The sequence below is a fragment of the Amycolatopsis thailandensis genome (assembly GCF_042723255.1).
GTDB lineage: Bacteria > Actinomycetota > Actinomycetes > Mycobacteriales > Pseudonocardiaceae > Amycolatopsis > Amycolatopsis thailandensis.
Genome location: NZ_JBHXJK010000036.1, coordinates 44,222 through 58,055 on the forward strand (window position 1 = coordinate 44,222; position 13,834 = coordinate 58,055).

Annotated in this window: 11 protein-coding genes; 1 reads left to right on the forward strand and 10 read right to left on the reverse strand. The window is 70.1% G+C overall.

Annotation, left to right across the window (positions count from 1 at the left end; all coding sequences use genetic code 11):
- Positions 1–6: 6 nt before the first annotated feature.
- The 8 genes from purH to ACFWMR_RS16930 all read right to left on the reverse strand — a co-directional run bounded on the left by purH (position 7) and on the right by ACFWMR_RS16930 (position 9,431).
- Entirely contained in the window at positions 7–1,569 is a 1,563-nt protein-coding gene (purH, locus tag ACFWMR_RS16895) for a bifunctional phosphoribosylaminoimidazolecarboxamide formyltransferase/IMP cyclohydrolase (RefSeq protein WP_378277647.1), read from the reverse strand.
- On the reverse strand, positions 1,566–2,183 hold the full coding sequence (purN, locus tag ACFWMR_RS16900; RefSeq protein ID WP_093935171.1) for a phosphoribosylglycinamide formyltransferase: 618 nt from the start codon (positions 2,181–2,183) through the stop codon (positions 1,566–1,568). The genes purH and purN overlap by 4 nt, the downstream gene beginning before the upstream one ends.
- Before the next feature lie 76 nt (positions 2,184–2,259).
- Positions 2,260–3,717: a cell division protein PerM gene (locus ACFWMR_RS16905; protein WP_378379004.1), complete on the reverse strand. Its 1,458-nt coding sequence runs from the start codon at positions 3,715–3,717 to the stop codon at positions 2,260–2,262.
- A gap of 142 nt (positions 3,718–3,859) precedes the next feature.
- Positions 3,860–4,672 (reverse strand): DUF5336 domain-containing protein, encoded by an 813-nt coding sequence (locus tag ACFWMR_RS16910; protein WP_093935169.1) that lies wholly within the window; start codon positions 4,670–4,672, stop codon positions 3,860–3,862.
- 385 nt (positions 4,673–5,057) lie between these two features.
- On the reverse strand, positions 5,058–5,945 hold the full coding sequence (sucD, locus tag ACFWMR_RS16915; RefSeq protein WP_378277856.1) for a succinate--CoA ligase subunit alpha: 888 nt from the start codon (positions 5,943–5,945) through the stop codon (positions 5,058–5,060).
- Position 5,946: 1 nt separating this feature from the next.
- Entirely contained in the window at positions 5,947–7,116 is a 1,170-nt protein-coding gene (sucC, locus tag ACFWMR_RS16920) for an ADP-forming succinate--CoA ligase subunit beta (RefSeq protein ID WP_184899224.1), read from the reverse strand.
- 117 nt (positions 7,117–7,233) lie between these two features.
- Complete coding sequence (locus ACFWMR_RS16925) at positions 7,234–7,593, reverse strand: hypothetical protein (protein ID WP_378379005.1); 360 nt, start codon at positions 7,591–7,593, stop codon at positions 7,234–7,236.
- A complete protein-coding gene (locus ACFWMR_RS16930; RefSeq protein WP_378379006.1) occupies positions 7,590–9,431 on the reverse strand; it encodes a hypothetical protein in 1,842 nt (613 codons plus the stop codon). Before ACFWMR_RS16930 ends, ACFWMR_RS16925 begins: the two co-directional genes overlap by 4 nt.
- A gap of 565 nt (positions 9,432–9,996) precedes the next feature.
- Here ACFWMR_RS16930 and ACFWMR_RS16935 point away from each other — a divergent pair.
- Positions 9,997–10,683: a M23 family metallopeptidase gene (locus tag ACFWMR_RS16935; protein WP_378379007.1), complete on the forward strand. Its 687-nt coding sequence runs from the start codon at positions 9,997–9,999 to the stop codon at positions 10,681–10,683.
- 205 nt (positions 10,684–10,888) lie between these two features.
- On the opposite strand, the gene ACFWMR_RS16940 is transcribed toward ACFWMR_RS16935, so the two are convergent.
- Positions 10,889–11,137 (reverse strand): hypothetical protein, encoded by a 249-nt coding sequence (locus ACFWMR_RS16940; protein WP_378379008.1) that lies wholly within the window; start codon positions 11,135–11,137, stop codon positions 10,889–10,891.
- 240 nt (positions 11,138–11,377) lie between these two features.
- Complete coding sequence (gene pcrA, locus ACFWMR_RS16945; RefSeq protein ID WP_093935158.1) at positions 11,378–13,786, reverse strand: DNA helicase PcrA; 2,409 nt, start codon at positions 13,784–13,786, stop codon at positions 11,378–11,380.
- Positions 13,787–13,834: the final 48 nt, after the last annotated feature.

Consider the following 13,834-nt stretch of genomic DNA (forward strand, 5'->3'; position numbering starts at 1 on the left):
GTCGGGCTAGTGGGCGAAGTGGCGCGTGCCGGTGAGGTACAGGGTGACCCCGGCGGCCTCGGCGGCGGCGATGACCTCGGCGTCGCGGATCGACCCGCCCGGCTGGACGACGGCGCGGACCCCGGCCTCCAGCAGGACCTCGAGCCCGTCCGGGAACGGGAAGAAGGCGTCCGAAGCGGCGACGGAGCCCTTCGCCCGCTCGCCCGCCCGCGAGACCGCGAGCCGCGAGGAGTCGACCCGGTTGACCTGGCCCATGCCGACGCCGACGGTCGCGCCGTCGTTCGCCAGCAGGATCGCGTTCGACTTCACCGCGCGCAGCGAACGCCACGCGAACTCGAGGTCGGCCAGCGTCCGCTCGTCGGCGGGCGCCCCGGTCGCGAGAGTCCAGTTCGCCGGGTCGTCGCCCTCGGCGGCGATCGTGTCGACGGTCTGCACCAGCATGCCGCCGGAGATCGGCCGGAACTCGATCGGATCCGGCGACGTGATCGCGGGCAGCTTCAGCAGCCGCACGTTCTTCTTGCGCTGCAGGATCTCCAGCGCCTCGGCGTCGAAGTCCGGCGCCAGGACGACCTCGGTGAACACCTCGGAGATCTGCTCGGCGGCCTCGCGGCTCACCGGCCGGTTGGTCGCGATCACCCCGCCGTAGGCCGAAACCGGGTCGCACGCGTGCGCCTTGCGGTGCGCCTCGGCGATGTCCTCGCCGACCGCGATGCCGCACGGGTTGGCGTGCTTGATGATCGCGACGGCCGGGGCGTCGAAGTCGTAGGCGGCGCGGCGCGCGGCGTCGGTGTCGACGTAGTTGTTGTACGACATGGCCTTGCCGTGCAGCTGTTCGGCGTGCGCGAGGCCCGGCCGCCAGTGCTTGTACAGCGCGGCCTTCTGGTGCGGGTTCTCGCCGTAGCGCAGCACGTCGCCGCGCTCCCACGAAGCGCCGGTGAAGTCCGGGAAGCCGGAGTCGTCCGCGGGCGCGTAGGCGTTGGCGAACCACGCGGCGACGGCGGTGTCGTACGCCGCCGTGTGCGCGTAGGCCTGCGCGGCGAGCCGCTTGCGGTCGGCAAGCTCGAAACCGCCGGCGGCGACGCGTTCCAGCACCCACTCGTAGCGGGAGGGGTCGACCACGACGGCGACGCTGTTGTGGTTCTTCGCCGCGGCGCGCACCATCGCCGGACCGCCGATGTCGATGTTCTCGACGCAGTCCTCCGGGCTCGCACCCGACGCGACGGTCTGGCTGAACGGGTACAGGTTGACCACGAGCAGGTCGAACGGCGCGATGTCCAGCTGCTTGAGCTGCTCGACGTGCTCCGGGCGGTCGCGGTCGGCGAGCAGGCCCGCGTGCACCCGCGGGTGCAGCGTCTTGACCCGGCCGTCGAGGGACTCGGGGAACCCGGTGACCTCCTCGACCGGCGTCACCGGCACCCCGGCGTTCGCGATGACCTTCGCCGTGCCACCGGTCGACACGATCTCGACACCCGCCGCGTGCAGCCCGGTGGCGAGCTCCAGCAGTCCGGCCTTGTCGGAGACGCCGATCAGCGCGCGCCGGACGGGACGCTGTCCCTGTGCGGTACTCACGAAAACCTCACCTTTCGTCCCTCGACCGCGCACCCGCTCCGGCCGAGTTTTTCGATCGTTTCCACCAGGAGCCTGCGTTCCACGGCCTTGATCCGCTCGTGCAGGACGTGCTCGTCGTCGTCGGACTCCACGATCACCGGCTCCTGCGCGATGATCGGCCCGGTGTCGACTCCGGCGTCGACGAAATGAACCGTCGACCCGGTGACCTTGACCGCCATCGCCAGCGCGTCGGCCACGGCGTGCGCGCCGGGGAACGACGGCAGCAACGCCGGATGCGTGTTGATCACGCGGCCGGGGAACCGCGCGAGGAATTCGGCGCCGAGGATCTTCATGAACCCCGCCGAGACGACCAGGTCCGGCTGATAGGCGGCGACGGCTTCGGTGATCGCCTTGTCCCACGCCGCGCGATCCGGGTGGTCGGCCATCCGCACGGTGAACGACGGCACGTCCGCGCGTTCGGCCCGGGTGAGCGCTTCGATCCCGGTGCGGTCCGCGCCGACGGCGACCACTTTCGCCGGGAAGTTCGGTTTTTCGACCGCGTCGAGCACGGCTTGCAGCAGCGTGCCGGAACCGGACGCGAGGACGACGAGCTTCACCGGAGTGGGCAGGTCCAACCGACTAGCCAGAACGGGCTCCTTGCCACGGCGGTACGCACTCGGGCGTACGGCGCTTCACCTGGTCGCGACAACCCTAACGGTCGCCGCCGGGCGCGCTTTCGTCGCCGGACCCGTCGGTGGACTCGGTCACAGCGACGTCCTGCTCGGGCTCGGGTTCGGGCTCCGAATCCGCTGGGGTCTCACCCAGTTCTCGGGCGAGTTCCTCTTCGGCCTCTTCGTCGAATTCTTCGTCGAGCTCGGCTTCGGCTTCTTCCACTTCTTCTGCGGGCTCCGCCACTTCGGGCTCGACTGCGACATCCTCGTCGATGATTTCGACGTCGGGTTCGCCCGGCGGTTCGGGAGGCTCGTGCGCTCCGGCGAAGAACGCGACGAATCCGCCGGGGATGACGATCCAGCAGAACGCGATCACCGACGCGACCCCGACCGGCACGCTGACCGGGTCGAACGGCCCGTCGCCGAGCCTGCCGCCGGCGAGGGTCCCGAGGACGACACAGCCGAACGCGACGAGCGCGCCCGCGACGGCGACCGCCCGCATGCGCAGCATCGGATCCTCGTCGATCGCGCGGATCTTCCAGCCGACCAGCGCGCCGACCAGCGCGGGCAGGAGCAGCAACGCCGGCCACCACACCGCGTGGTGCGACGGGATCCCCGCCAGCACCGGCACGCCGGGCAGCCGTCCTTCCTGGTAGCCGAACATGCCGACGGTCAGCGAACCGATCGAAAAACCCGGCCCGGTGGTGAAGGACAACGCGGCGACGACCGCGTTCGGCAGATAGGCGACGGAAAGCACGAACATGCCGAAGCTCGTGCCGAATCCCGGCTCGAACAAACTGTCCACAGTGGACCACGAGAGGGCGGTGGCCACGGTGAACACCACCGCGCCGCAGGCGATCATCGCGGCGAGGCCGAGCGCGCCCGCTCGCAGACCGTGGACGGCCACCGGGTCGAACCGGTCCCGGACCGAGGCAGGCAGCCCGCAGACCTTGGCGATTCCCGCGACGGCGGCGAATCCGGCGATGAGCCCCGGCACGCAGAAGGCTGTCAGCGGGTTGACGCCGATCGGCGATCCGCCGGTCAGCAAGGCGATGAGCACGCCGAACAGGGCGTGCGCCCCGGCGATCACGGTCACCACCGGGACGGCGTCGGCCGGGGTCCGGCCACCGATCCGGCGGACGGCCCGCGTGGCCGCCCTGGCCGTGAGCCAGGCGACGACGAGCGTCGGCAGCAACGGCAGCACGCCGAGCGGATGCCCGCCGAGGTCGAGTTCCACCTGCCACGAGGCGAGCCAGCCCGGCCCGGCGGCGAGCACGGCGCCGGTGGCGGAGAACCGGGTCCGGTCGGCGGCGAACGAGACGACCGCGAGGACCAGCGCGACGACGGTGTAGGAGAAGAGCAGGGGCGAGCAGGCCGCGGCGAGCAACACCCGAACCCGCTTCGCCCTGGACACCTCCGGCTCGGGGACGAGGTCGCTCACCGGCTCTTCGCCCGGCGGGCGTTCGTCGCGGGTGAGCATCTTCATGATCCGCACCATGACATCCGTGCTGCTCCGTCCGGGTGAGGCACGCCGCCGCCGAACGGCGCACGTGGCCCAACCCACCCGGTCGGGTAACCCGGAAAGCGAAAACACCCGCTGTGACACGGAGAGTCACAGCGGGTGTTCTACGTTCGAAAGATCAGCTCTGCTGGCCGAAACCGCCCGGCGGCGTACCCGGGTTCTGGCCCGACTCCGACGACGAGGACGGCGGCTGCTGGAAGAACTGGCCCTGCTGCGGCGCGTACGTCGTGGCCTGCTGCCCCGGCGGCTGCGTGACCGGCGGCTGGAATCCGCCCGGCTGCGCGAACGGACCGGACGGCTCGCCCTGCTGACCTGGCTGCCCCTGCTGGCCCGCGCCGGGGAACGGCTGGACCTGGGTGGCGGCCGGGCCCTGCTGACCCTGCTGGCCGAACGGACCCTGCGGGCCCTGCTGCGGGAACTGCTGGCTGTACGGGGCCTGCGGCGCCTGCTGCGGCTTCGCGGCGGGCAGCTTGATGACGTCGTGCTCGAACAGCAGCGCCGCGACCGCGACCAGCATCTGCAGGATGCCGAGGATCAGGACCACGGTGAGGATGCCCGGGACCGAGACCTCGTCACGACCGCTTCCGTAGCCGATGATCAGGTCCAGGCCGCCGAACGCGCCGAGGACGCTGAACAATGCCGCGAACGGCAGCGTCTTCGGGCCGCGCGGCAGCGCGTGCAGTGCCGCGAGCAGACCGCTGACCAGGAGGAAGATCGAGACCTGTCCGGCGGCGTCGGCCTCGTCGGAGAAGCCGATGAAGAACTGCACCAGGCCGAGGACCGTGACGGCGAGCGCGAGCAGCAGCGCCAGGTTCAGCGGAGCCGCCGGTGACGGCGCCTGCTGCTGAGGGAAGGCCCCCGACGCGGGGTTGGGGTGTTGCTGGCCGCCACCCTGCTGGGGGTAGCCGGGCCCACCGCTGGGATAGGACATCCGAATGCTCTCCTGTCGTTCGACCGGCACCCCGGGGCGCGCGGGACTCCCGGGACAAACGAGGCGGCTGTGATGCTCGAACGCTAGCGCACGCACGCGGTCACGTCGCTTCTCGGGCTCTGAGACGTCTGTACACCCGATCGGGTTCCCCGCGGAACCCCTCGCGAAGCCCCACTTCGCGATTAGCCCGCGAAAGTCGCCCTGCCCGCCACGTGACGTTTAGCCCGCGAAAGTCGACGCGCCCGCCGGATCGCGTTTAGCCCGCGAAAGTCGACGCGGCCCCGACCTGCGTTTAGCGGGCTAAACGCGATCCGGTGGCAGAAGCAGGCGGGCCGGGCACCGGTGTGGTGCCCGGCCCGCCGGGAAGAGCTCAGTCTCCGAAGGATCAGAGGCTGTTGTACAGCTCGCGCGCCAGGACGGCGGTCTCGCTCGGGGTCTTCCCGACCTTGACGCCGGCGGCCTCGAGGGCCTCCTTCTTGGCGGCGGCCGTGCCGGAGGAGCCGGAGACGATGGCGCCGGCGTGGCCCATGGTCTTGCCCTCGGGCGCGGTGAAGCCCGCGACGTAGCCGACGACCGGCTTGGTCACGTTGTCCTTGATGTAGGCAGCGGCGCGCTCTTCGGCGTCGCCGCCGATCTCGCCGATCATCACGATGACCTTGGTCTCGGGGTCGGCCTCGAACGCCTCGAGGGCGTCGATGTGCGTGGTGCCGATGACCGGGTCGCCGCCGATGCCGACACCGGTCGAGAAACCGATGTCACGCAGCTCGTACATCATCTGGTAGGTCAGCGTGCCCGACTTCGACACGAGACCGATCGGGCCGGCACCGGTGATGTCGGCCGGGATGATGCCCGCGTTCGACTTGCCGGGGCTGATCACGCCGGGGCAGTTCGGCCCGATGATCCGGGTCTTGTTGCCGGTCGCGACCGCGTGCGCCCAGAAGTAGGCCGAGTCGTGCACCGGGATGCCCTCGGTGATCACCACGGCGAGCGGGATCTCGGCGTCGATCGCCTCGATGACCGCGTCCTTGGCGAACTTCGGCGGCACGAAGATGACCGAAACGTCGGCGCCGGTCTCCTTGATGGCCTCCTCGACCGTGCCGAACACGGTGAGTTCCTTGCCCTCGACGGAGACGGTCTGGCCGGCCTTGCGGGCGTTGACGCCACCCACGATGTTCGTGCCGGACTTCAGCATCTTGGTCGCGTGCTTCATGCCCTCGGAGCCGGTGAGCCCCTGGACGATGACCTTGCTGTTCTCGTTGATGAAGATCGACATCTCACGCACCTGCCGCGGCGAGCTCGGCGGCCTTGTCGGCCGCGTTGTCCATTGTGTCCACCACGGTGACCAGCGGGTGGTTCGCGTCGGCGAGGATCTGGCGACCCTCGACGACGTTGTTGCCGTCCAGCCGCACGACGAGCGGCTTGGAGGCCTCGTCACCCAGGATCTTCAGCGCCTCGACGATGCCGTTCGCGACCGCGTCGCAAGCGGTGATGCCACCGAAGACGTTGACGAAGACGCTCTTCACGTCGGTGTCGTTGAGGATGACGTCCAGCCCGGCCGCCATGACCTCGGCCGAGGCGCCGCCGCCGATGTCGAGGAAGTTGGCGGGCTTGACGCCGCCGTGCTTCTCGCCCGCGTAGGCCACGACGTCCAGCGTGGACATCACGAGGCCCGCGCCGTTGCCGATGATGCCGACCTCGCCGTCGAGCTTGACGTAGTTGAGGTCCTTGGCCTTGGCCTTGGCTTCGAGCGGGTTCTCCGCGTCCTTGTCGACCAGGGCCTCGTGGCCCGGCTGACGGAACGAGGCGTTCTCGTCGAGGGTGACCTTGCCGTCGAGGGCGATGATCTTGTCCTGCGGGTCACGGACCAGCGGGTTGACCTCGACCAGGGTCGCGTCCTCGGAGACGAAGGTCTCCCAGAGCTTCACGACGACGTCCGCGGCCTCGTCGACCACGTTCTCCGGGAACTTGCCCGCGGTCAGGATCTCGACGGCCTTCGCCTTGTCGACACCGATGATCGCGTCGACCGGGATCTTCGCGAGCGCTTCGGGACGCTCGACGGCCAGCTGCTCGATCTCCACGCCACCTTCGGCCGAAGCCATCGCGAGGAAGGTGCGGTTCGCACGGTCCAGCAGGAAGGAGAAGTAGTACTCCTCGGCGATGTCCGAGGCTTCGGCCACCAGCACGCGACGCGTGATGTGGCCCTTGATGTCGAGACCGAGGATCGCCTCGGCCTTTTCCGCGGCCTCGTCCGGCGTCTGGGCCAGCTTGACGCCGCCGGCCTTGCCGCGGCCGCCGGTCTTGACCTGCGCCTTGATGACGACCTGGTTGCCGATCTTCTCGGCGGTGGCCTTGGCTTCTTCGGGGGTGTTTGCCACGGCACCCGGCAGAACCGGTACTCCGTGGGCGGCGAAGAGATCCCTCGCCTGGTACTCGTAGAGGTCCACTACTCCAGTCTCCTGACGACACGCCACTGTGGTGGTCCGTTTCCGGACCGCGCTGTCGGACCAGTCGAGGTTAGCGACCTGCGCAGAAGCAGGGGACTCCGCACCTGGTGAAGTCGGTCACCGTACGCGGTCAGACGGGCTTTCCACGGTGTGAGACCGCACACCGGAGACCCAGTTCGCCGCCTCTTCCAGGCTTTCGAAGGCGTTGTCGAATCCGCTCGGGCCGTTACCGACCGCGAAGAGAAGGACGTCCGGGAGGGCGTCGGCGAGCCCTTCCGGTTCACTCGCGCCACGCACGACGCCGAGGATGTCCGGATCCTCCTGTTCGACCGTCCGGAGTAGTTGCTCGGTGGTGTCGAGGCGCCCGGCATAGACGACCTCGACCCCGTCGTCGCGCAGCGCTCTCCCCAGCGCGACCGACGCGCCTTCCCCGACACCGAACTCGGCGAGCACGACACGAAGGAGACGACGTGTCACGCGGACCGCCGCGAGCCCGCGACGGCCATCGCGGCCGCGACGAGGGAGACGACGGCGGCGCCCAGCGCGAGCCAGAACCCGATCCCCGCCGAAGAGCCGTCGTGCTCCGAGCCGACGAGCGGCAATTCCGCCGCGCGCAGGCCGAGCACCAGCGCGGCACCGGCCAGCGCGGCCGCCGCCGCGACCGGTCGCGAACGCGGGACGAGCGCGTACAGACCGAGGACGACCGCGAGCGCGCCGAGCAGGCCCCATGACGCCGCGCCGAAGTCCGACCACAGACCCGGAGCGGTGTAGCCGGGCGCGGCGAACACCGGTGTGCCGAACGCGGCGATCGCGAGTACCGCCGCCGCGACGACCGGGGTCAGCACGGCACCGCCGGCCCGCGGCCCGTCCGCCTCGACGTCCATCCCGGCGGCGTCGTCGGTGACGTCGCGTTCCACGACGCCGGTGATCACGGCGGCGAGCGCGGCCATGGCCGCCAGCGCGAGCGCGATGAAGGTCCACGTGACGCCCTGGGCCGCCGAGTACCCGACCTTGTCCGGCAACGGCAGCGGCAGGTCGACGCCGAACGATGCCGGGTCCACCGCCTTGTCCTCGGTCACGGCCAGCGCCGCGCTCAGTACCGCGGCCGCCGCGAGCACGACACCGGCCCACGTCGCCGCGACGACTCCCCTGGCGAACGCCGAGAGCCGCGGCACGAAGACGAACAGCGCGGGCACGGCGAGCACGATGGCGGCGCCGAGCAACAGCCAGCGCGCCGGTGTCTCGGGCACGGGCGTCGGCCCGTTGGCCTTCAGTACCGGGGTCAGCGCGCCCGCCGCCGCGGCCGCCGCGGCGGACAACGCCAGCCCACCGGTGGCCAGCCGCCACCAGAACAACCCGGGCAGCCTGGCCTCACCGGCCAGGTCGCCGGTGGCCGCCTCTCCCGCGTCCGCGACGTCGAACCGGGTGAAGGCCAGCCCGACCAGCGCCAGGCCCGCGACGGTCACCAGCACCGAGCCCGGCGCGATCGAAAGCCGGTCCACGACGAGTCCCGCGACCATCGGCGGCACGCCGACCGCGAGCGCCGCCAGGCCCGCCCCGGCGAACCCGCCCTTGCCGACCCCGGCCGCGGGCGAACTCACCGCCACGAGCACGGTCAGCGGCAGCATCGCGGCCAGCAGCAGGTAGCTGGCCATCGCGACCGTCGGACCCTCGAAGGCGTTCTTGGCCAGGAGGTACGCGTTGCCCGAACCGAGCGGTGCGAGCAGCAGGCCGATCCCGCCCGTCACGCCGAGCACGGGCCCGAGGAGCCGCCAGCGGCGCCGTCCGTCGAGTTCGCCCGCCAGCTCCGCCTCGTCACGGGCCGTCCCGGCGGCGAACACCCCGGCGACGAGCGTGAGCAGATGGCCTGCCACCAGCGGCCACAGTCCCGGCCCCACCGGAGGCAAGGTGAGCAGCCTGTCGGCGAGGAACAGTTCCGGCCGCGAGGCCAGGGATCCGTCCGCGAGCAATTGCAGGTCCAGCAGCAGCCGTCCGGGCGCGAGCGCGGTCAGGCCGAGCACCAGTCCGGCCGCGAGCCCCGGACGTCCCGTCGACACCGCGTAGAGCACGGCCACCGCGGGCGCCAAAGCCAGCACGACCAGCAGCGGAGCGGCGGTGAACCCGGGCGAACCGCCCCGCACGACGGGCATCAGCGCACCGACGGCCAGGGCGACCGCACCGGCCGACACCAGCCCCGCCGACAGCAGGAGCGCTCGCGGGCGGGCGCCCGGTTCGCTCCGGGGAAGTTCGGCGGACGCGGACCCGGGGGCGGCTTGCCCGGCTGTTTCGCCGGGGTGCCGTGAGCGCGAAGTCATCGACGGCGACGCTAGCAAGCCGGGCCTGACCGGGCCCGCCAGCAGGGGCACCACAGGTCTCGGACACGGCTGAGAGCGGTCAAGCGTCCTTCAACATCACCGGGCAACCGGTTATTTCCCTCGTTTGCCTCCATTCCGGCCCTTCGGTACCCCCGAACGGCCGCATGATCTTGTAACGCAAATCACAAGGTTAAGAGTAAACCTGCTCTAACTTTGGGTAATCTTCACTGGATAACGGCCAGATCTCCGTCGCCCGATCGGCCGAGAGCGCCGCCAGATCTTGCTGACCGGGGTGCCGCTTCGTTACTGTCCCCGGGTCCCCATTACAGTCAGATCACGAATGAGAGCACCGAACGAACCACCCCCGAGGTTCTTCACCGGGTTCCCCCGCCCGGGCTCTTGATCCGACTCCCCGAACACGGAAGGCCCCGTCTTGGCTTCACACCGCTCCCCCGGCGGCCAAGCTCCTTCCCCGGCGCTCGAGAACGCACTCGATGGTGCGGTCGTTCGCGTCCGGGGCTCGCACCGACTGTCGCCCCCGTCCTCGGCCCTTCGCGGCCGTGTCGTGGTCGCGGCCGTCGCCGCCGGCGCCTTCGCGGCCGCCGCTGCCGGGCAGACCCTGAAGTCCGTTTCGGAATCCTCCGACGCCGCTGTCACCCCGCTGGCCAGCACCCAGGACGCGAGCGCCTCGTTCGCCCTCGGTGGCGGAGCCGGTGGTGGCGCCCCCGAGCTGCTGCCGACCAGCCAGTCGGCGAACGCCTCCGCCGAGGCCCAGAAGCTCTCGGACAACAACAGCATCACCCAGGCCCGCGTGAAGCGTGAGGCCGAAGCGGCCCGCAAGGCCGAAGAAGAGGCCAAGCGCCCCAAGACCTGCATGCCCGCCAAGGGCACCTTCACCTCGGGCTTCGGTGCCCGGTGGGGCACGAGCCACCTCGGTATCGACCTCGCGGCCCCGATCGGCACGCCGATCGTCGCGGCCTCCGACGGCACGGTCATCGAAGCGGGCCCGGCCAGTGGTTTCGGCCTCTGGGTCAAGGTCCAGCTCTCCGACGGCACCGTCCACGTCTACGGCCACATGAACTCGTTCTCCGTCCGCGAAGGCCAGAAGGTCAAGTGCGGCGAGGAGATCGCCGAGGTCGGCAACCGTGGCCAGAGCACCGGCCCGCACCTGCACTTCGAGGTGTGGCAGAACGGCACGAAGAAGATCGACCCGCGCCCGTGGCTCGCTGCCCGTGGCGTCAACGTCGGCTGATCGAGCCCCGTTCTCCCCTTCACCGCACGGTTTTCCGCCGTGCGACTCCTTCACCACACCGGTGATCCAGCCTGAATCACGGGCGTGCCGGGCAACGACGCTCAGGCACGCCTTCAGGAACTCCGCTTCCCCCTTTGAGGACATCGGGAAGCGTCGTAGGTCCTCCGGCTCGGAGCACAGGTGTTTTTCCGGGCCCTGAACGCCCTCATGCCACGCCGTCGGGCAGTTTTCGGATGAAGTACCCCACGGCGATCTGCCAGACCGTGCAGAGACCCGCCGGGCGCCGTTCGATCGGCCGCCATCCGGCGAGAAGTCCCGAGAGAAGATTTCGATACCCGGCTGGCCGCGGCCCGAACAGCCATCGCCGCGCGTGCCCGCATACGACGCACCGTCCGGCCCCGTCCGGTTCGTGCGCCCGCAGTAACGCGCGCCAGGCCGCGACCAGCCTGAGCACTTCCGGCGGTTCCGGACCCCGATCCGGCCCCGCCCCTTTTTCAACACCCCGCAAGTACTCGAGTACCCCACTCGAGAGAACCCCAAACAAGACCCCGTCCACACCGTGCGCCCCCTCCCCTGATCGGGGTACACCGGCTTGTCCAGCATACCCCAGCGCATCGAACTCGTGTTCGATGACACAGGTATACGGGAAGGGTCCGACAGTTTTCGGTCGCGGCGGGGAAACCGCAGGTCAGAGCTAGAGTTTGACCATCGGGACGCTGCCGATGAGCATCAGCCGGACCTTGCCGGCCGCGCCGAAGTCGATGGTCGCCGTGGCCCGGGGCCCGGCGCCATCGCAGGCGACGACGGTTCCGAGCCCGTACTTGTCGTGGCTGACCCTGTCGCCGACGTCGAGCTTGAGCGCGACGGTGTCCTTCCAGCCCTTGCCGAACGGGCTCGTACCCGTCGACCTCGACGGCGACGACGAGCCGCCACCGCGGTTGCCCCACGTCGTCGCGGCGCGCGGCGAACCTCCCGAGGAGCCGAAGCCACCGGAAGAGGAGGAAGGCGCCAGCCTGCGCCAATCGACCAAGTCGGCGGGAAGTTCGTCGAGGAACCGCGAAGCCGGGTTCATCTGCGGCTGACCCCACGCCGAACGCACCATCGAACGGGAGACGTACAGCCGTTTCCTGGCCCGGGTGATCGCGACGTAGGCGAGCCGGCGTTCCTCGGCCAGTTCGGTCGGGTCACCGAGCGCTCGCATGTGCGGGAAGATCCCGTCTTCCCAGCCGGTACCGAAGACGACCGGATATTCGAGACCCTTCGCGGTGTGCACGGTCATCAGCGTGACCACGCCCGCGTCGTGCCCGTCGGAGTCGTCTCCACCGTCGGCGGCGGGAATCGAGTCCGCGTCCGCCACCAGCGAGACCCGCTCCAGGAACGCGGGCAGCGAACCCGGCTCCGGCACGCCCGGGTCGGGCTCGGGGAGTTCGCCGTCCGGACCGGCGACCTCGGCGGTGAATTCGGTGAACTCCCGCGCGACGGTGACGAGTTCCGTCAGGTTCTCCACCCGCGACGCGTCCTGCGGGTCGTCGGACTCTTCCAGTTCCGCGCGGTAGCCCGTGCGCTCCAGGACCGCTTCGAGGACGTCGGCGACTTCGGCGCCGCTCTCGACGACCTCGCCGAGTTCGTCCAGCAACTCGACGAACCCGGTGATCGCCTTGGCCGACCGCGGGTTCAGCAGCGGGACCTCGCCGTTGACCGCGCCGCGCAGCGCCTGCGCGAACGAGATGCGCTCCCGCTCGGCATACGTCGCGATGACCGCTTCGGCACGGTCGCCGATGCCGCGTTTGGGGACGTTGAGGACCCGGCGCAGGCTGACCGTGTCCTCCGGGTTCGCCAGCACCCTCAGGTACGCGAGCATGTCGCGGACCTCGCGCCGTTCGTAGAACCGCACGCCGCCGACGACCTTGTACGGCAGGCCGAGGCGGATGAAGATTTCCTCGAACACCCGCGACTGGTTGTTGGTGCGGTAGAAGACCGCGACGTCGGAGTAGTCCGCTTCGCCCTTGTCCGCCAGCGCGTCGATCTCGCCCGCGACGAACGCCGCCTCGTCGTGCTCGTTGTCCGCGACGTAGCCGACGATCTTCTCGCCGTCGCCGGAATCGGTCCACAGCCGCTTCGCGCGCCTGTTCGGGTTGCGCGCGATGACCGCGTTCGCCGCGTTCAGGATCGTCTGGGTCGAGCGGTAGTTCTGTTCCAGCAGAACGGTCCGCGCGTTCGGGAAGTCGCGTTCGAATTCCTCGATGTTGCGGATGGTCGCCCCGCGGAAGGCGTAGATCGACTGGTCCGCGTCACCCACGACGCACAGCTCGGCGGGCTCGATCCCGGCCTCGTTCGCCTCGGTGCCGACCAGTTCGCGGACCAGTGTGTACTGCGCGTGGTTCGTGTCCTGGTACTCGTCGACGAGGACGTGCCGGAACCGCCGCCGGTAGTACTCGGCGACGTCCGGGAAGGTCTGGAGCAGTTCGACCGTCCGCATGATGAGGTCGTCGAAGTCGAACGCGTTGGCCTGGTTCAGCCGCCGCTGGTACTCGACGTAGACCTCGGCGACGCGGCGTTCGAGGTCGTTGCCCGCGTCGGCGACCGCGGTCTCCGGGTCGATCAGCTCGTTCTTGAGGTTCGAGATGTTCACGGCCAGCGTGCGCGGCGCGTACTTCTTCGGGTCGATGTCGAGATCGCGCGCGACGAGGGTGATGAGCCGCTTCGTGTCGTCCGAGTCGTAGATGGAGAAACTCGACGACATCTCCAGTGTTTTCGCCTCACGGCGCAGGATCCGCACGCACATGGAGTGGAACGTCGACACCCACATGGCGTTGGCGCGGCGCCCGACGAGGTCGCTCACCCGCTCCCGCATCTCCGCGGCCGCCTTGTTGGTGAACGTGATCGCCATGATCTGGCCGGGATGCACGTCCCGTTCGGCCAGCAGGTACGCGATCCGCCGGGTCAGCACCCGGGTCTTGCCCGAACCCGCGCCCGCGACGACCAGCAGCGGCGAGCCCGCGTGGGTCACGGCCTCGCGCTGCGCCGGGTTCAGGTCGTCGAGCAGGTCCGTGTGCCGGGGCTTGGCCGGACCGTCCGCTGGGAGATCGAAGAGGGTGTTCATCGCCGGTCCACGCTACAGCGCCGGGCGTAGGCGGTGTTGTCGCCTGCC

Excerpts from the sequence above, each read along its gene's own strand:
- ACFWMR_RS16905 (WP_378379004.1), bottom strand. The coding sequence starts at position 3,717 with ATGGTGCGGATCATGAAGATGCTCACCCGCGACGAACGCCCGCCGGGC.
- ACFWMR_RS16910 (WP_093935169.1), bottom strand. The coding sequence starts at position 4,672 with ATGTCCTATCCCAGCGGTGGGCCCGGCTACCCCCAGCAGGGTGGCGGC.
- sucD (WP_378277856.1), bottom strand. The coding sequence starts at position 5,945 with ATGTCGATCTTCATCAACGAGAACAGCAAGGTCATCGTCCAGGGGCTC.
- ACFWMR_RS16930 (WP_378379006.1), bottom strand. The coding sequence starts at position 9,431 with ATGACTTCGCGCTCACGGCACCCCGGCGAAACAGCCGGGCAAGCCGCC.
- pcrA (WP_093935158.1), bottom strand. The coding sequence starts at position 13,786 with ATGAACACCCTCTTCGATCTCCCAGCGGACGGTCCGGCCAAGCCCCGG.